This is a genomic window from Thalassococcus sp. BH17M4-6 (assembly GCF_049323015.1).
In the GTDB taxonomy this organism is placed as follows: domain Bacteria; phylum Pseudomonadota; class Alphaproteobacteria; order Rhodobacterales; family Rhodobacteraceae; genus Puniceibacterium.
Map to the genome: position 1 here is coordinate 65,743 of NZ_JBMPGU010000011.1, position 17,139 is coordinate 82,881.

The 17,139-nt window shown below is 67.4% G+C and carries 13 protein-coding genes; 8 read left to right on the forward strand and 5 right to left on the reverse strand.

Features of this window, described 5'->3' with window-relative positions:
• The first annotated feature begins 128 nt into the window (after positions 1 to 128).
• Genes ACOXXX_RS15640 through pbpC form a run of 3 tightly spaced genes read left to right on the forward strand, consistent with a single transcriptional unit; the run spans position 129 to position 8,129 of the window.
• Positions 129 to 5,561: an alpha-2-macroglobulin family protein gene (locus ACOXXX_RS15640; protein WP_422827541.1), complete on the forward strand. Its 5,433-nt coding sequence runs from the start codon at positions 129 to 131 to the stop codon at positions 5,559 to 5,561.
• Positions 5,558 to 6,118, forward strand: coding sequence for a putative glycolipid-binding domain-containing protein (locus ACOXXX_RS15645; protein ID WP_422827542.1), 561 nt, complete (start codon positions 5,558 to 5,560; stop codon positions 6,116 to 6,118). The genes ACOXXX_RS15640 and ACOXXX_RS15645 overlap by 4 nt, the downstream gene beginning before the upstream one ends.
• Positions 6,108 to 8,129 (forward strand): penicillin-binding protein 1C, encoded by a 2,022-nt coding sequence (gene pbpC, locus ACOXXX_RS15650; protein ID WP_422827543.1) that lies wholly within the window; start codon positions 6,108 to 6,110, stop codon positions 8,127 to 8,129. Before ACOXXX_RS15645 ends, pbpC begins: the two co-directional genes overlap by 11 nt.
• A gap of 3 nt (positions 8,130 to 8,132) precedes the next feature.
• Here pbpC and ACOXXX_RS15655 read toward each other — a convergent pair whose 3' ends face one another.
• Positions 8,133 to 9,311 carry an acetyl-CoA C-acyltransferase family protein gene (locus tag ACOXXX_RS15655; RefSeq protein WP_422827544.1) on the reverse strand — a complete coding sequence of 393 codons (1,179 nt, stop codon included), beginning with the start codon at positions 9,309 to 9,311 and terminating at the stop codon, positions 8,133 to 8,135.
• Positions 9,312 to 9,443: 132 nt separating this feature from the next.
• Here ACOXXX_RS15655 and ACOXXX_RS15660 point away from each other — a divergent pair, with 132 nt between their 5' ends.
• The 3 genes from ACOXXX_RS15660 (at position 9,444) to tdh (ending at position 12,367) form a co-directional block, all read left to right on the forward strand.
• Positions 9,444 to 10,010 (forward strand): helix-turn-helix domain-containing protein, encoded by a 567-nt coding sequence (locus tag ACOXXX_RS15660; protein WP_422827545.1) that lies wholly within the window; start codon positions 9,444 to 9,446, stop codon positions 10,008 to 10,010.
• A 127-nt stretch (positions 10,011 to 10,137) separates the two neighbouring features.
• Positions 10,138 to 11,322, forward strand: a complete 1,185-nt coding sequence (locus ACOXXX_RS15665) for a glycine C-acetyltransferase (protein ID WP_422827546.1) — start codon at positions 10,138 to 10,140, stop codon at positions 11,320 to 11,322.
• Position 11,323: 1 nt separating this feature from the next.
• The gene (gene tdh / locus ACOXXX_RS15670; RefSeq protein WP_422827547.1) at positions 11,324 to 12,367 is read left to right on the forward strand and encodes an L-threonine 3-dehydrogenase; all 1,044 of its coding nucleotides are present in this window, start codon (positions 11,324 to 11,326) and stop codon (positions 12,365 to 12,367) included.
• A 10-nt stretch (positions 12,368 to 12,377) separates the two neighbouring features.
• On the opposite strand, the gene ACOXXX_RS15675 is transcribed toward tdh, so the two are convergent.
• The 3 genes from ACOXXX_RS15675 to ACOXXX_RS15685 all read right to left on the reverse strand — a co-directional run bounded on the left by ACOXXX_RS15675 (position 12,378) and on the right by ACOXXX_RS15685 (position 14,198).
• Complete coding sequence (locus ACOXXX_RS15675; protein WP_422827548.1) at positions 12,378 to 12,596, reverse strand: hypothetical protein; 219 nt, start codon at positions 12,594 to 12,596, stop codon at positions 12,378 to 12,380.
• 57 nt (positions 12,597 to 12,653) lie between these two features.
• Positions 12,654 to 14,003, reverse strand: coding sequence for a mechanosensitive ion channel family protein (locus ACOXXX_RS15680; RefSeq protein WP_422827549.1), 1,350 nt, complete (start codon positions 14,001 to 14,003; stop codon positions 12,654 to 12,656).
• A 72-nt stretch (positions 14,004 to 14,075) separates the two neighbouring features.
• On the reverse strand, positions 14,076 to 14,198 hold the full coding sequence (locus ACOXXX_RS15685; protein WP_422827550.1) for a hypothetical protein: 123 nt from the start codon (positions 14,196 to 14,198) through the stop codon (positions 14,076 to 14,078).
• A gap of 312 nt (positions 14,199 to 14,510) precedes the next feature.
• Between ACOXXX_RS15685 and leuC the strand changes: the two genes are divergently transcribed.
• Positions 14,511 to 15,914 (forward strand): 3-isopropylmalate dehydratase large subunit, encoded by a 1,404-nt coding sequence (gene leuC / locus ACOXXX_RS15690; RefSeq protein WP_422827551.1) that lies wholly within the window; start codon positions 14,511 to 14,513, stop codon positions 15,912 to 15,914.
• An 85-nt stretch (positions 15,915 to 15,999) separates the two neighbouring features.
• On the forward strand, positions 16,000 to 16,605 hold the full coding sequence (gene leuD, locus ACOXXX_RS15695) for a 3-isopropylmalate dehydratase small subunit (RefSeq protein ID WP_422827552.1): 606 nt from the start codon (positions 16,000 to 16,002) through the stop codon (positions 16,603 to 16,605).
• Between the two features lie 51 nt (positions 16,606 to 16,656).
• Here leuD and ACOXXX_RS15700 read toward each other — a convergent pair whose 3' ends face one another.
• Positions 16,657 to 16,872: a DUF2945 domain-containing protein gene (locus ACOXXX_RS15700; RefSeq protein WP_422827553.1), complete on the reverse strand. Its 216-nt coding sequence runs from the start codon at positions 16,870 to 16,872 to the stop codon at positions 16,657 to 16,659.
• Between the last annotated feature and the right edge of the window lie 267 nt (positions 16,873 to 17,139).

Below are 17,139 nucleotides of genomic sequence, written 5' to 3' on the forward strand. Positions count from 1 at the left end.
CGGATCGTCTTGCGGCATCCGGGTGAACATCTGTTTAACCGTGGCCCCGATCAGGCACGCAGCGTCCTTGCCAGCGCCGCGCTGCCCGTGGCACGATAAGCCTATTGCTTTGCCACGAGGTTTTTTCCATGCGCCGCCTGCTGTCCGCCCTTCTGCTTGTCCTGATCTGGGCCCACCCCGCCGCAGCGCAGGACCCCGTTCCGGACCGGCGGCTTGTGGTGACGCGCGATGTGGATTTTTACGGCGCCGATCTGCAGTCGCTTTTCGAAACCACGCTCGAGGCCTGCCAGAACGTCTGCCTGAACAATGCTGCCTGCCAGGCCTTCACCTTCAACCAGCGGTCGCGCGCCTGCTTTCCGAAATCCACGGTCAGCGACCGCCAGCCCTACGAGGGCGCAATTTCGGCGCAGGTCTTCGTCACCGACCCCGAAACCCTGTCGCGCGCGCCCGCCCGCGCCGCCGAACTGGGCTTTCTCCGCCGGGGCGATCTGAATGCCGCACGGGCCGAGGCCGAGGCGCTGGCCGCACGCCACGGCGGCGGGCAATGGACCGTGGATCAGCTTTTGCAGGCCGCGCGGGAACAGGAACAGGCCGGAAACCTGCGCAGCGCGGTTCAGTGGACGGGCGCGGCGCTGGCCCAGACCGACGCGCCGGATCAGTGGATGGAATACGCCCGCCTGTCGGCGGCGTTCGCGGAAACGCTCAACGGGTCCGAACAGCGTCGCTTTCGCGACCGCGCGCGGCTGGCGGCGATCAACGGCTATCTGCGGGCCGGTCCCGCGCCGGTGCGGATCTCTGCGCTGGTCGAACTGGCGCGGGCGCTGGAATCCGCCCGCCGCGGGCCCGAGATGATACCGGCGCTGCGCCTGGCCGAAAGCCTCGGCAGCCGCGCAGACGTGACGGCGCTTCTGGACAACGCCATCGGCAAATACGGTTTTCGGATCGTCGAACACACGGTCGAATCGGACAGCGCCACGCCCCGCATCTGCGCCGAATTCTCGGACCCGCTGGTGCGCGCCGGGGTCGATTATTCCCCCTTTGTGCGCCTGCCCGATCCGCGCCTCGCCGTGCAGTCCGACGATCGCCGCATCTGTGTCGAAGGCGTGAGCCACGGCAGCCGCTACCAGATCACCTTCCGCGCCGGGCTGCCTGCCGCCAGTGGCGAAGAGATGGTCAAGGATGTCACGCTCAACCTCTATGTCCGCGACCGGTCGCCCGCGGTCAGCTTTCCGGGGCGGTCCTACGTGCTGCCCAAGACCGCCGATGCGGGCATTCCGGTACAATCCGTCAATCTCGATACGCTGGACCTGACCCTCCGCCGGGTCAGCGACCGCAACCTGCTGCGCAGCATGCAGGACGATTATTTCGGGCGGCCGCTGTCGCAGTACCAGCAATCCCGCTTCAGCTCTGAAATCGCCGAAGAGGTCTGGACCGGGCAGGGCACCGTCGAAAACCGTCTGAATGCCGATGTGCTGACCCGCCTGCCGCTGGGCGAGGTGATCAGCGATCTGCCCGCCGGGGTCTACACCCTGACCGCTGCCGTGCCAGGGGCCGATCCCTATGACGATCCGGGCGCCACACAGTGGTTCATCCTGACCGATATCGGACTGACCACGCTGCAGGGTACCGACGGGCTGCACGTCTTTGCGCGCGGGCTGTCGGATGCCCGGACGCTCGAGGGGCTGACCGTGACGCTGGTGTCGCAGGCCAACCGCGTGCTGGGCACGGCGCGGACCGATGCGGATGGCGTCGCCCGCTTTGGCGCCGGTCTGACCCGGGGCACCGGCGGTGCCGCGCCCGCGCTGGTGACGGTCGCGGATGCAGAGCGGGATTATGCCTTTCTCTCGCTCACCGATCCAGCCTTTGACCTGTCGGACCGCGGCGTGGCCGGGCGCGAACCCAGCCCCGCCATCGACGCGTTTCTGGCCACCGATCGCGGCGCTTACCGCGCTGGTGAGGTGATCCACGCCACGGCGCTGATGCGCGACGCGCAGGCCGCCGCGGTGACCGACCTGCCGGTGACGGCGGTGCTGAGCCGCCCGGACGGGGTCGAACACAGCCGCACCTTGTCCACGAGCGGACAGGCGGGCGGGCATGTCTTCGACCTGCCTCTTGCCCCGTCGGTGCCGCGCGGCACATGGCGGCTGGCGGTTTATGCCGACCCGGACGCCGCCCCGCTGGCCGACCGCACCCTGCTGGTCGAGGATTTCGTGCCGGAAAAGATCGACTTTGACCTGACCCTGCCCGAGGGGCCGATCCGCCCGCAATCGCCGCCCCTGCTCGAAGTCGCGGCGCGCTACCTTTTTGGCGCGCCCGGCGCCGACTTGCCGATCGAAGGCGAGGTGCGGCTTGTGCCGCGCCGCACGCTCGACGCCTTTCCAGGCTACCGGTTCGGCCGGTTCGATGACGAGGTCGACACCCGCACCAACGGCCTGACCGGCGAGCGGCGCACCGATGCCGACGGCCGCGCGCAGATTGACCTGCCGCTGCCCGCCTCAGACCTTACCGGCACACCGTTCGAGATGACGGCGACGCTGCGCCTGTCCGAGGGGTCGGGCCGCCCCATCGAACGCAGCATCACCCGCCCCGTCGTACCCACAGGCCCGATGATCGGGATCAAGCCGCTGTTTGACGGCGTGGTCGCGGAAAACACTGAAGCGGCGTTCGAACTGATCGCGCTTGGCCCCGATCTGGCTCCTGCGCCGATGCAGGTGACCTGGACGCTGAACCGGATTACCACGCGCTACCAGTGGTATCAGCTTTACGGCAACTGGGACTGGGAACCGGTCTCAACCCGCAGCCGCGTCGCGGGCGGTACGGCCGCCTTGGGCGGCGATCCGGTGCAGATCGCGGCCCCGGTGGAATGGGGCCGGTACGAACTGGTGGTGGAACGCGCCGAGGGTGACTATGTCGCCTCCTCGGTCGACCTCTACGCGGGCTGGTACGCGCCCGCCGATGCCTCGGCCACGCCCGACACTCTGGAACTGTCGCTCGACGCCGAAGCCTATGCGCCCGGCGACACCGCGACGCTGCGCGTCGTGCCGCACTACGCGGGCAAGGCGCTGGTGACGGTGCTGGCCAACCGCGTGATCGCCATGCAGGCGGTCGAGGTGACGGAGGGAGAGAACCACATCCCGCTCGAAGTGACCGATGAATGGGGTGCCGGGGCCTATGTGACCGCGCAAGTGATCCGACCGATGAACGTCGCTGCGGGCCAGAACCCCGCACGCAGCCTGGGCCTGGCCCATGCCGCCATCGACCCCGGCGACAAACAGTTGACCGTCAGCCTCATGGCGCCCGATACTTCGCAACCGCGCGGACCGCTGGAGGCGATGCTGCGGGTGGACGGTCTGGCCGAGGGCGACACCGGCTACGCCACCGTCGCCGCCGTCGATCTGGGCATTCTCAACCTCACCGGCTTCGACAGCCCCGATCCATCGGCGCATTATTTCGGCCAGCGTCGGCTGGGTGTCGAGATCCGCGATGTCTATGGTCGGCTCATCGACGGGATGAACGGCGCGATGGGCCAGATCCGGTCGGGCGGCGACGCCGGGGCGGTCATGCGCCTGCAATCACCGCCACCTACGGAAAAGCTGGTCGCGTTCTTTTCCGGCCCGGTCACCATCGGCGCGGACGGCACGGCAACGGTCCGGTTCGACATTCCCGAATTCAACGGCACCGTGCGGCTGATGGCCGTCGCCTGGTCCGACACCGGGGTGGGGCAGGCCGAAGCCGACGTGCTGGTGCGCGATCCGGTCGTCGTCAGCGCGTCGCTGCCGCGCTTCCTTGCCCCCGGCGATACCTCGCGCCTGCTGCTTGAGATCGTGCATGCCAGCGGGCCTTCGGGCCAGATGGGTCTTGAGGTCAGCGCCGAAGGTCTGCGCGTCGGCACCGCCAGCCTGCCCGGCACCTTCGACCTGGGTGAGGGCGCGACCTACCGTATCAGCCTGCCCGTCGCGGCGGACGATGTCGGCGATCACAGCCTGCAGATCGCCCTGATCACGCCCGACGGCACCCGGCTGGAAAAGACACTGACGCTGGGCGTGCGCGCCAACGATCCGGCGATTTCGGTCACGCGGCGGTTCGCGCTTTCCCCCGGCCAGACCTTCACGCTGGATGCGGAGGTGTTCGACGGGCTGCGCACCGACACCGCCACGGCGCTGCTGTCGGCCGGGCCGCTGGCGCGCTTCGATGCGCCGGGGCTCTTGGCCTCGCTCGACCGCTATCCCTACGGCTGCACCGAACAGGTCACGTCGCAGGCGATGCCGTTGCTGTACCTGTCGTCCGTGGCCGAGGCGATTGGGCTGGGCGAGACCGAGCGTATGGCCACGCGGATCGACCAGGCGATCACGCGGATCCTGACCCGGCAGGCGGCGAACGGCGCATTCGGGCTGTGGCGCGCGGATTCGGGCGACTTCTGGCTCGACGCCTATGTCACCGATTTCCTGAGCCGCGCCCGTACCGCCGGGCATCCGGTGCCCGACCTCGCGTTTGACACGGCCATGGACAACCTGCGCAACCGCATCTCCTATGCCGCCGATTTCGACGACGGGGGCGAGGATATCGCCTACGCGCTGATGGTGCTGGCGCGCGAAGGTCAGGCCGCCATGGGCGATCTGCGCTACTATGTCGACACCAAGGCCGACGATTTCGGCACGCCGCTGGCGATGGCGCAGATGGGCGCGGCGCTGGCGCAATACGGCGATCAGACCCGCGCCGACCTGATGTTCGCCAAGGCCGCCGCCCGCATGTCGGGCCAGTTGCGGGACGAAGCGCCGGTCTGGCGCGCCGATTACGGTACGTCGCTGCGCGATGCCGCGGGGCTTTTGTCGCTGGCGGTGGAAAGCGGGTCCGGCGTGGTGGACGGGTCGGTCCTGACCGCGCGCATCGCCAGTGCCGACCGCCCCCTGTCGACCCAGGAACAAAGCTGGGCGCTGCTGGCGGCACATGCGATGGTGCAGGACCCGACGGTGTCGGGGCTGAGCGTCGATGGCGCGCCGGTGTCGGGCCCGTTCGTGCGGCGGCTGGCGGGCGATGCCCTCATCCCGCAGGCGATCACCAACACCAGTTCCAGCCCCGCCGATATCACGCTGACCACCCTTGGCGTGCCCGAGGTGCCCGCCCCGCCGGGCGGCTACGGCTATGCGATCAAACGGGAATATTTCACAATGGAGGGTGACCCGGTATCCGACACCATCCGCCAGGGCGACCGGCTGGTCACCGTGCTGACCGTACGCCCGGCCGAGGAGACCGGCGCGCGGCTGATGATTGACGACCCCCTGCCCGCAGGCTTCGAGATCGACAATCCCAACCTGCTGCGCGCGGGCGATATCCGGGCGCTCGACTGGCTCAGGACCGCCGACGCGGACTACAGCGAGTTCCGCAGCGACCGGTTCCTGACGGCGGTCGACTGGCGCGGCACCGAACCGCTGCGGCTGGCCTATGTCGTGCGCGCGGTCAGCCCCGGCACGTTCCACCACCCCGCCGCGTTGGTCGAGGATATGTACCGCCCGCAATACCGTGCCCGGACCGATACGAGCCGGATCACGATCCAGCCATGACCACCGATACCGTGGCCACGGTGCATTGGCGCGCGCTGGATCGGATGGGCGAAGATACCTGCCGCCTGACCCGGCTCGATACCGGGTGGATGCTGGTCGGCCACGCGCGGTTCAGCGAAGGCGGCAGCTGGTCGGCGCTGGATTACGTGGTGCGCTGTGATGGCGATTGGGGCACCACCAGCGCCGATATCACCGGCCTGCACGACGATGAAAAGGTGGCGCTGCACGTGCTGCACCTGGGACGCGACTGGACGGTGAACGGCACGCCGCAACCACAGCTCGACGGGGCCATCGACATCGACCTGGGCTTTACCCCCGCCACCAACCTCATGCCCCTGCGTCGCTTGCCCGACGTCGGCCGGATGCCAGTGCGCGCTGCCTGGTTGCGCGACCCGGCGTCGCCGCTGGAACCGCTGGATCAGACCTACACCCGCGCGCGCGGCGGGCTGGTGCAGTATCACTCCGTCCAGACCGGATACGAGACGCATCTGAAGGTCGATGCCCACGGCTTTGTCACCCACTACCCCGACCTTTGGGAACTCGCGCATGCGCCCTGAGCGCTGGCTGTTGGCGCTGGTCCTGCTGCTTTGGACCGGTGCCATGGCCCGCGACGGGCTGGACAGGTGGGTGGACGCGACCGTGCTGCCGCCGCTGGTGCACGACACCGCGACCGAGGTGCGCGACCGCAACGGCACGCTCCTACGCGCCTACAAGGTTCCCGGCGATTACTGGCGCATGGCCGTGACCCCGGACCGGGTCGATCCGCTGTTCTTCGACATGCTTCTGGCCTACGAGGACAAGCGCTTTCACCAGCATCGCGGCATCGACCCCTGGGCGATGGCGCGGGCGGGCTGGCAGGCGCTGGGGCATCGCGAAATCGTGTCGGGTGCCTCGACCCTCACCATGCAGGTGGCGCGCCTGCTCGAGGATGGGCCGACCGGGCAATGGTCGGGCAAGCTGCGGCAGATGCGGCTGGCCCTGGCGCTGGAGCGGCAGCTGGACAAGCAGCAGATCCTGCAGATCTATCTTCTGCTGGCCCCTTACGGTGGCAATATCGAAGGGCTGCGCGCCGCATCGCTGTCATACTTCGGCAAGGAACCGCTGCGCCTCACCCCGGCGCAGGCCGCGCTGCTGGTGGCGTTGCCGCAATCGCCAGAACTGCGTCGCCCCGACCGGGCGCCCGATATAGCCCGCGCCGCGCGGGACCGGGTGCTGGCCCGGATGGCGGGGGCCGGCGTGATCACGGCAGAGGCAGCAAGGGCCGCCTTGCGCGACCCGTCGCCCGACCGCCGGGTGCCGATGCCGATGCTGGCCCCGCACCTTGCCGACCGAGCGTCGGCAGAAGGGCCGGGGCGGCACGATCTGACCGTGGATGCCGACCTGCAGGCCCGGCTCGAGGCGCTGGCCCGACGCGCAATGACGGGGCGCGATCCGCGCCTGTCGCTGGCCATCCTCCTGGCCGACCACCAAACCGGTGAGGTTCTGGCCTCTGTCGGCTCTCCCTCCTACGACCTCGGCGCCGGTCAGGGCTTCATCGACATGACGAAGGCGTTACGCTCACCCGGGTCGACGCTGAAGCCACTGGTCTACGGGCTGGCCTTCGACCGCGGGCTGGCGCATCCGCAAACCCTGATCGCGGACACGCCGGTGCAATTCGGCAGCTACGCGCCACAAAATTTCGATGGCCGGTTTCGCGGCGAGCTGTCGGTGGCCCGCGCCCTGCAGCTGTCTCTCAACATCCCCGTGGTGCGCCTGACCGAGGCGCTGGGGCCCGCGCATCTGATGGCGGCCCTGCGCACCACCGGGGCCCGGCCGGAGCTTGCGGCAGGCGCGCCGGGTCTGGCGATCAGCCTGGGCGGAGTCGGGCTGACGCTCGAGGACCTGACCACAAGCTACGCGATGCTGGCGCAATTGGGCCGCGCGCAGCCGTTGCGCTGGCGGCGGGACGAGCCAAAGCCGACAGCCGCTCGCATCCTGTCGCCCCGCGCGGCGTGGTCGGTCGGGCATGTGCTGGCCGGGATCACCCCGCCGCCCGCCGCCGGGCCGCGCGGGCGCGTCGCTTTCAAGACCGGCACGTCCTACGGGCACCGCGATGCGCTGGCACTTGGGTTCGACGGGCGGCACGTGGCAGGCATCTGGATGGGGCGGCCCGACGGCACGCCGGTGCCCGGGGCCTTTGGCGGCGAGCTAGCCGCGCCGCTGCTGTTCGAGGTGTTGGGCCAGGTGCGCCACACCCCCCTGCCCGCGCCGCCCGCCGACACGCTGATGGTCAGCCACGCGCATCTGCCGCAGGCGCTGAAACGCTTTCGCGGCCCGGGCGACACGAGCCAGCAGGCACTGCGCCTGACCTTTCCGCCCGACCGCGCGCGCCTGACAGCGGGACAGGGTGTGCCGATCAAGCTGCGCGACGGCACGCCGCCCTACACTGTGCTGGCCAACGGCGCGGTGATCGCCGCCAACCAGCACCGCCCGGCTTTTACCCTGCCGTTGTCGGAGCCGGGGTTTTCCACCCTGTCGGTGATCGACGCGAAGGGCCGCGCGGCGCGCGTTTCGGTCGAACTGCGCTGAACGTCAAAGCCGTTCGATGGCCAGCGCGATGCCTTGCCCGCCGCCGATGCACATGGTGATCAACGCGCGCGTGCCGCCGGTTCGCTCAAGCTCGTAAAGCGCCTTGACCGTCAGGATCGCGCCCGTCGCGCCCACCGGATGCCCCAGCGCGATGGCCCCGCCATTGGGGTTTACCTTCGCCGGGTCCAGTCCCAGCGCCTTGTTCACCGCCAGCGCCTGCGCCGCAAAAGCCTCGTTGCTTTCGATCACGTCGAAATCCCCGGCGCTGAGGCCGGTCTTTTGCATCAGCGACTCGACCGCCGGAATGGGGCCGATGCCCATCACCTCGGGCCGTACCCCGGCATGGGCATAGCCCAGAACTCGTGCGCGGGGCTTGAGCCCGGCCCCCTCGGCCGCTCCGGCGCGGGCAAAGACCAATGCCGCGGCACCGTCGTTGATGCCGCTGGCATTGCCCGCCGTGACGCTGCCGTCCTTCTTGAAGACCGGCTTCAGCCCGGCAAGCTTTTCCAGGCTGGTCTGCTTTGGGTGTTCATCCGTGTCGAAGGCCACGGTGTCGCGCTTCACCCGTACCTCCACCGGCACGATCTGGTCGGCGAACCGGCCCTCGGCAATCGCCTTGGCGGCGCGTTCCTGACTTTCCATGGCAAAGGCATCCTGCGCCTCGCGGCTGATGTCATGCTCACCCGAGACATTCTCGGCCGTGACGCCCATGTGCCCGGTGCCGAACGGGCAGTTGAGCGCGCCCAGCATCATGTCGAGCGTCTTGACGTCGCCCATCTTGGCGCCCCAGCGCTGGTCCGGGATGATGAAGGGCGAGCGCGACATGCACTCCGCCCCGCCCGCCACCGCGAACTCCGCATCGCCCAGCATCAGCGACTGCACCGCCGACACGATGGCCTGCGCGCCCGATCCGCACAGGCGGTTGACGTTCATCGCGGGCGTTGTGTCGGGAATCCCTGCGTCCATCGCCGCCACGCGGCTCAGGTACATGTCGCGCGGTTCGGTGTTGATGACATGGCCAAAGACGACGTGGCCGATCTGGCCGCCCTCGACGCCTGCACGCTCGAGCGCGGCCTTGGTGACGGCGGCGCCCAGCGCGATGGGCGGTGTGGCGGCAAGGCTGCCGCCGAAGGTGCCGATGGCGGTGCGCGCGCCGCTCAGGATGACGATATCGTCGGACATTGTGATCTCCTCGGGTCTGTTCGGCGCAACTATGCGCAGGCCGCTCCGCAATGTCAGCCCCTACGTTCCGTCAGGCGATGGACGGGCGTGGCGCATTGACAGGCCCGGCGCGTGCAGGGCATCACATCCCATATGACGGATGATGCCGACGATATCCTGCAACGCCTGCCCACCCGCCTGAAAGAGGCGCGGCGTGCGCAGGGGCTGTCTCTCGATGCGGTGGCCAAGCTTTCGGGGGTGTCCCGGTCGATGGTCAGCCAGATCGAACGCGGATCGTCGTCGCCCACCATCGCGACGCTGTGGAACCTCACGCGGGCGTTGCAGGTGGATTTCGCGGGCCTTCTGGACGGCGCGCAAGCGGCGGCGCAGATCGAGGTGCTGCGCGGAACTGAGGTGCCGACCATCGACAACCGCGGCACCACCTGCCGGTTGCGCATCCTGTCGCCGCCCGAAGATGCAGGGCGGCACGAGGTTTACGAAGTGCTGTTGGGCGCGGGCGGCGCGCTGCTGAGCGATCCGCACCGGCGGGGCGCCCGCGAACACCTGACGGTGATCGACGGGCAGGTATCGGTCAGCTCGGCCGAGAGCCGCGTGACCCTCACCGCGGGGGATACGGCCCGCTATGCCGCAGACGTGCCGCATGGCATCCGTGCCGAAGAGGGGCCCGCGCGGGCGTTCCTGGTGGTGCAGGACGCCTGAGGCGCTGGATATTACGGCGGCGTATCCGCAATGCTGGAAAAATTCCGTTTAGATGGATTTCCGGTATTTCGGAATGCCGTCCGCTATGCTAACAACCACGCAAGCGGTGCGCGACTCGGAGGATGACATGACACAGGCTTTTCTGACCCAGGTGACCGATACCCTTCGCGCGATCGAAGAGGACGGGCTGACCAAGACCGAACGCCCGCTGACCTCGCCCCAGGGCGCGCGGATCACCGTGGGGGGCAAGGGCATGCTGAACCTCTGCGCCAACAACTACCTTGGGCTGGCCGACCACCCGCGGCTGATCGCGGCGGCCAAGGATGCGATGGACAATCTGGGCTACGGCATGGCCAGCGTCCGGTTCATCTGCGGCACGCAAGAGCTGCACAGGCAGCTGGAGCAAAAGCTCGCAGCATTTCTGGGCAAGGATGACAGCATCCTTTTCGCCGCCTGTTTCGATGCCAATGCCGCGGTGTTCGAACCGCTGCTGGGGCCCGAGGATGCCATCATCAGCGACAGCCTGAACCACGCGTCGATCATCGACGGGGTGCGGCTATGCAAGGCCAAGCGCTATCGCTACGCCAATGCCGACATGGAAGACCTCGAGGCGCAGCTGAAACAGGCGCGCGCGGACGGGGCGCGGCATGTCATGATCGCCACGGACGGCGTGTTTTCCATGGATGGCTACCTGGCCCCGCTGCCCGAAATCGTGGCGTTGGCCGAAAAATACGAGGCGCTGACCATGGTGGACGATTGCCACGCCACCGGCTTCATGGGCCACACGGGCGCGGGTATGCCCCAGCATTTTGGCGTCGACGTGGACATTCTGACCGGCACGCTGGGCAAGGCCCTGGGCGGGGCCATCGGCGGCTATATCGCCGGGCCGCAGCCGGTGATCGACCTGCTGCGCCAGCGCGCGCGGCCCTACCTTTTCTCGAACGCCTTGCCGCCTGCCGTGGTCGCGGCGGGGATCGAGGTGCTGGACCTGATCGCCGAGGGCGACGCGCTGCGGGCGCGCCTGTTCGAGAATGCCGCCCACTGGCGGGCCGGGCTGGAAAAGCTGGGGTTCGAGGTGCTGCCGGGCGAACATCCGATCATCCCGGTGATGACCCATGACGCGCCGCGTGCGCAGACCATGGCGCGGGGGCTGTTTGACGAAGGTATCTATGTGTCGGGCTTTTTCTATCCGGTCGTGCCCAAGGGCCGCGCCCGCATCCGCACGCAGATGAACGCCGCGCTCACACGCGATGATCTGGACACCGCCCTTGCCGCCTTTGGCACCGTGGGCAAAGCCACCGGAGTGATCTGACATGCACAACGATATGAAAGCCCTTGTGAAGGCCGAACCGCGCGAAGGGCTCTGGATGCAGCGCGCACCGGTGCCCGAGATCGGACCCGAGGACGTGCTGATCAAGGTCACAAAGACCGGCATCTGCGGCACCGATGTCCACATCTGGAACTGGGACGACTGGGCGCAACGCACCGTCCCGGTCCCGCTGATCACCGGGCACGAGTTCGCGGGCGAGATTGTCGAGCTTGGCCGCGCCGTCGAGGGGCTGGAACTGGGTCAGCGCTGTTCGGGCGAGGGGCACCTCATCGGCAAGACCTCGCGCCAGAGTCGGGCGGGCAAGTTCCACCTGGACCCTGCGACGCGCGGAATCGGGGTCAACGAACAGGGCGCCTTTGCTCAATACCTGAGGCTGCCCGCCTTCAACGTCGTGCCGCTGCCCGATGCCATAGACGACGAGATCGGCGCGATCCTCGACCCGCTGGGCAATGCAGTGCACACCGCGCTGAGTTTCGACCTGGTGGGCGAGGACGTGCTGATCACCGGCGCGGGGCCGATCGGGATCATGGCCGCTGCCGTTGCCCGGCACGTGGGCGCGCGGCATGTTGTGATCACCGATGTGAACTCCGAACGGCTGGCCCTGGCCGCCCGAGTGGCGGACGTTGTTCCGGTCAATGTGGCGCAGGTAGATCTGGCCGAGGTCATTCCGCGCCTCAAGATGAAGCAAGGCTTTGACGTTGGCCTCGAGATGTCGGGCAATCAGCGCGCGCTTGATCAGATGGTCGAGGCGCTTGTGATGGGCGGGCGCATCGCGCTCTTGGGCATCCCGCCCGGCAAGTCGCCGGTGGACTGGAGCCGCATCGTCTTCAAGGCAATCACGCTCAAGGGCGTCTATGGCCGCGAGATTTTCGAGACCTGGTACAAGATGATCGCGATGCTGGAAAACGGGCTGGATGTGCGCGGCGTGATCACCCACCGCTTTGGCGTCGACGATTTCGCCGAAGGGTTTGCCGCGATGCGCGGCGGATCAAGCGGCAAGGTGGTGCTGGACTGGACCGGCGCCTGACGGCGCTGCGTCAGGGCCGCCCGCGCGGTGCGCCCAGCCCGGACCGGGGCGTGCCGCCCGGGAAATGCCGCAGGGTCAGAAGCGCCAGAAGCCTGCGCCAGCGCACCGCGCTGCGGGGGCGTGGCGCGGCCAGCCCCGGCATCGCACGGGCAGACGCCAGATGCGGCCCGCGATCGACATAGTCGGGCAGGATGGCGTCGCCGGGCGGAATCGGAGATTTTTGGCTCATGCGGGCAGGGTGCCAGCAATCGGTTGACGCTTGATTAACGCAGCCCCGTCGAATCGATCAATCCAGTGCCGCGCTGCGCGTCGTCTCCATCTGCGATCCTTCCAGCACCTTGACCTCGCGCTGCGGGAAGGGAATCGAGATGTCGTTGGCCTGGAAGGCATCCCAAAGCGCCAGATAGACGTTGCCGCGAATATTGGTCAGTCCGCCCGTGGGGTCGCGGATCCAGAAGCGCAGGATGTAGTCCACCGAACTGTCGCCAAACCCCACGATGTGACAGACCGGCGGGCGGTCCTTGAGCACCCGCGCCGTGCCTGCGGCGGCCTCGATGGCGATCTTGCGGACCTTGTGCGGGTCGTCGCCGTAAGCGGTGCCGAAATAGATGTCGAGCCGGACAAAATCGTTCGAATGCGACCAGTTCACCACCTGTCCGGTGATCAGATCCTCGTTCGGGATCAGGTATTCCTTGCCGTCGCGGGTGGTGATCGACACGTAGCGGGCGCCAAGGCTGTTGATCCAGCCGAAGGTTTCGCCAAGGCTGATCACGTCGCCGGGCTTGATCGACTTGTCGAGCAGGATGATGATCCCCGACACCAGGTTCGACACCACCTTTTGCAGACCGAAGCCCAGGCCCACACCGATCGCCCCCGACAGGACCGCAAGCCCGGTCAGATCGACCCCGACCAGCCGCAGCCCGACAAAGAAGGCAGCGCCGTAAAGGAACACCTGCAGGAACTTTATCGCCAGCACCTGCATCGACGGGCTGATGTCGTCATTGCGGCGGATGCGGGCGGAACTGGTGGTGGCCAGGAACCGCGCCCCGATGATCAGCACCGCCACCGTGACCGCCGCCTGCACCGCCAGCCACATGGTCAGGCGGGTTTCGCCGATGTTGACGGCCATGTTTTCAAGGACGTTCCGCGCCTCGCTGGTGAGGTTCAGAATGTGCAGCGTCACCCAGATCCAGGCGCCATAGCGCACGACAGAGCGCAGCAGCGGGTTGCCGATCAGACGGGTGGCAAAGGCGATGAAAAGCCACGCGGTCGCCAGGTTGGCGATGATCACCAGAAGATAGGAGCGTGAGGGCCAGGTGATCGCCTGCATGATCCAGGCGAGGATCCATATGAGGATGACGAAAAGCACCATCCGCAGACGCCGGCGCAGGATCAGCAGAACCCGCAGCCGCCATTTGGGCCAACCTTCGCGCGTGCGCATCCAGTCGTGCAACCTGGGCCGCAGCACGGCGGCCAAACCCCAGGCCACCAGGAAAACCGCAAGCGCCATCACCAGCTGGTAGGCGTTCCAGGGCCGCATCAGCCCGTTCAGAAACACCTCGCCCCGGGCCAGCAGCATCAGCGCGATTTCCTGCAATTGCTCCAGCGGCGGAAGGTCGGTTTCTTCGGGGTTCATGCGGCGGCCCTATGGTGGATCAAAGGCAGCGTCGCATTGCTAAGGGGTCCACGCAAGCACCCTTGACCGGGCTCAGCGCAGCAGCGCACCCGCAACAACCGGGCCTGCGCCGACATCGCCCGCGACCACGGACACCCCCGCCACGATCAGGATCGCCATCAGGGCGAGGTTGAGTAGATTGAGCTTGCTGGGCATCGCCATCTCCGGTTCGCAGTTTCGGATATGGGATGGGCCGGTGCCGGCATCAAACCCCGGTGCGCGTTTGTCGCAGGCGGCCCGGCCCCGCCCGCCCGGCACAGCGCCCTTGATAGATGGGGGCCGACGCTGTATCTGCCCGGTCATGACACCGGTTTTCGACATCGACGACCGCGCCCGGCTGCGCGAACGCTTTTTCGGCGCAACGCACACCGTGCTGGCCCGACTATAACTGCGCCCGTCCGCGCCCGGTTCGGCGCGCGGTATCGTCTGTCTGCTGAACACCCACGGAATTAGCAAGGGAGAGGACGCATGTCCCCCAAAACGCTCTATGACAAGATCTGGGATGCCCATGTCGCGCACGAAGCCGACGATGGCACCTGCCTTCTGTATATCGACCGCCACCTCGTGCACGAGGTGACCAGCCCGCAGGCCTTCGAAGGCCTGCGCATGGCGGGCCGCACCGTCCGCGCGCCGGACAAGACCATCGCCGTGCCCGATCACAACGTCCCCACGACCGTCGACCGCGCCAAGGGGATCGAGAACGAGGAATCCCGCATCCAGGTCGAGGCGCTGGACCGCAACGCCAAGGAAACCGGCATCCATTATTACCCGGTGTCGGATGTCCGTCAGGGCATCGTTCATATCGTCGGACCCGAACAGGGCTGGACCCTGCCCGGCATGACCGTGGTCTGCGGCGACAGCCACACCGCGACGCACGGCGCGTTTGGCGCGCTGGCGCACGGCATCGGCACCTCGGAAGTCGAACACGTGCTGGCGACGCAGACGCTGATCCAGAAGAAATCCAAGAACATGAAGGTCGAGATCACCGGCAAGCTGGCCCCGGGCGTGACCGCCAAGGACATCACCCTGTCGGTGATCGGCGAAACCGGCACCGCGGGCGGCACCGGCTATGTCATCGAATACTGCGGTGAGGCGATCCGCGATCTGTCGATGGAAGGCCGCATGACGGTCTGCAACATGGCCATCGAGGGCGGCGCCCGCGCCGGTCTGATCGCGCCGGACGAAAAGACCTTTGCCTATGTCCAGGGTCGCCCGCATGCGCCCAAGGGTGCGCAATGGGAAGCGGCGATGGACTGGTGGAAGACGCTTTATTCCGATGACGACGCGCATTGGGACAAGGTGGTGACGATCCGCGGAGAGGATATCGCGCCTGTGGTCACCTGGGGCACCTCGCCCGAGGACGTGCTGCCGATCACCGCAAGCGTGCCGATGCCCGAGAGTTTCAAGGGCGGCAAGGTCGACGCGGCGAAGCGCGCGCTCGACTACATGGGGCTGACCGGCGGCACGCCGCTCTCCGAGATCGAGATCGACACCGTGTTCATCGGCTCCTGCACCAACGGCCGGATCGAGGATCTGCGCGCCGCGGCCGCGATCCTCAAGGGCAAGAAGATCAAGGACGGCCTGCGCGCGATGGTCGTGCCCGGTTCCGGTCTCGTGCGCGCCCAGGCCGAAGAGGAAGGGCTGGCGGATATCTTCAAGGACGCCGGGTTCGAATGGCGCATGGCGGGCTGCTCCATGTGCCTGGCGATGAACCCCGACCAGCTCAGCCCCGGCGAACGTTGTGCGGCCACGTCGAACCGCAACTTCGAAGGCCGCCAAGGCCGCGGGGGCCGGACGCACCTGATGTCGCCCGCCATGGCAGCCGCCGCCGCGGTGACCGGGCGGCTGACCGACGTGCGCGAGATGATGTAACCGGCGCGCTCCTCAAGCCCTTGCGGACTTTCCTCGCGAGGAGGGCCGCAAGGGCCGAGGAGCAGCGCCCGTCAGGAGACGGAAAATGGAAAAGTTCGACAAACTCAGCGGCATCGCCGCGCCGCTGCCGATCATCAATGTCGACACAGACATGATCATCCCCAAGCAGTTCCTGAAGACGATCAAGCGCTCGGGCCTCGGCGTGAACCTCTTCGACGAGATGCGCTATGATGACGACCGCAACGAAATCCCCGATTTCGTGCTGAACAAGCCGCAATATCGCGACGCGCAAATCCTGGTCGCGGGCGACAACTTCGGATGCGGCTCGTCCCGTGAACACGCCCCTTGGGCGATCAAGGATTTCGGCATTTCCTGCGTCATCGCGCCCAGCTTTGCCGATATCTTCTACAACAACTGCTTCAAGAACGGCATCCTGCCGATCGCCCTCCCGCAAGAGCAGGTGGATGTCCTGATGAAGGACGCCGAAAAAGGCGCCAACGCCCGGATCGAGATCGACCTCGACGCGCAGACCATCACCTCCTCCGATGGTGAGGTGTTCACCTTCGACGTGGACCCCTTCAAGAAGCATTGTCTGATGAACGGCCTCGACGATATCGGTCTGACCATGGAAAAGTCCGCATCCATCGACACGTTCGAAGCACAGGCGGCCCAAGCCCGTCCCTGGGTCTGAACGCCAGGCGTGTCGGTCGGACCACCGGTCGGCGCGCCAGACGAAACTGGATCAGCCTGCCTTGCGCAGTTCGCTCTCGCTCTTGAGCACCTCGTCGCCATCCTCCTGAACGATGCGGTAGGCCGGTTCCTCCTCTGACGCGTTGCGCGTCACCTCCGATCCCTTGATCTTTAGGGTGATCTTCTGGGTATAGACCTTTTGCACCTCGCCCTGCCCGGTGCCGTTGCCCCAGTCCCATGCGACGGTGTCGCCTTCCTCATATGCCATAGTCTGCGCTCCGTTATCCGACGCCGATCAACGCGGGCCGGTCCGGCGGGGTTCCGCGCGGTGACAGGCGGGACTTTGCCGATGGGCCACGGGGATCGCGCGAAAAATCCTCGCGCTTGCCGCTTTGGGCCGGATCAACTCCGGTGAACGCACCGCAGAAACGGGCCAATCTGCGACCAAGGCCCGACAGCGAGCCGGACACGCACACCGGCGTGCGTTTCCGCGCCCCTTGAGCCACTTCAACAGCCGCCCACAACATATTGGGAT

Coding starts and splice junctions, on each gene's coding strand:
- tdh (WP_422827547.1), top strand. CDS start 11,324: ATGCACAACGATATGAAAGCCCTTGTGAAGGCCGAACCGCGCGAAGGG.
- ACOXXX_RS15700 (WP_422827553.1), bottom strand. CDS start 16,872: ATGGCATATGAGGAAGGCGACACCGTCGCATGGGACTGGGGCAACGGC.
- ACOXXX_RS15685 (WP_422827550.1), bottom strand. CDS start 14,198: ATGCCCAGCAAGCTCAATCTACTCAACCTCGCCCTGATGGCGATCCTG.
- ACOXXX_RS15675 (WP_422827548.1), bottom strand. CDS start 12,596: ATGAGCCAAAAATCTCCGATTCCGCCCGGCGACGCCATCCTGCCCGAC.
- ACOXXX_RS15645 (WP_422827542.1), top strand. CDS start 5,558: ATGACCACCGATACCGTGGCCACGGTGCATTGGCGCGCGCTGGATCGG.
- leuD (WP_422827552.1), top strand. CDS start 16,000: ATGGAAAAGTTCGACAAACTCAGCGGCATCGCCGCGCCGCTGCCGATC.
- ACOXXX_RS15640 (WP_422827541.1), top strand. CDS start 129: ATGCGCCGCCTGCTGTCCGCCCTTCTGCTTGTCCTGATCTGGGCCCAC.
- ACOXXX_RS15655 (WP_422827544.1), bottom strand. CDS start 9,311: ATGTCCGACGATATCGTCATCCTGAGCGGCGCGCGCACCGCCATCGGC.
- pbpC (WP_422827543.1), top strand. CDS start 6,108: ATGCGCCCTGAGCGCTGGCTGTTGGCGCTGGTCCTGCTGCTTTGGACC.
- ACOXXX_RS15660 (WP_422827545.1), top strand. CDS start 9,444: ATGACGGATGATGCCGACGATATCCTGCAACGCCTGCCCACCCGCCTG.
- ACOXXX_RS15665 (WP_422827546.1), top strand. CDS start 10,138: ATGACACAGGCTTTTCTGACCCAGGTGACCGATACCCTTCGCGCGATC.
- ACOXXX_RS15680 (WP_422827549.1), bottom strand. CDS start 14,003: ATGAACCCCGAAGAAACCGACCTTCCGCCGCTGGAGCAATTGCAGGAA.
- leuC (WP_422827551.1), top strand. CDS start 14,511: ATGTCCCCCAAAACGCTCTATGACAAGATCTGGGATGCCCATGTCGCG.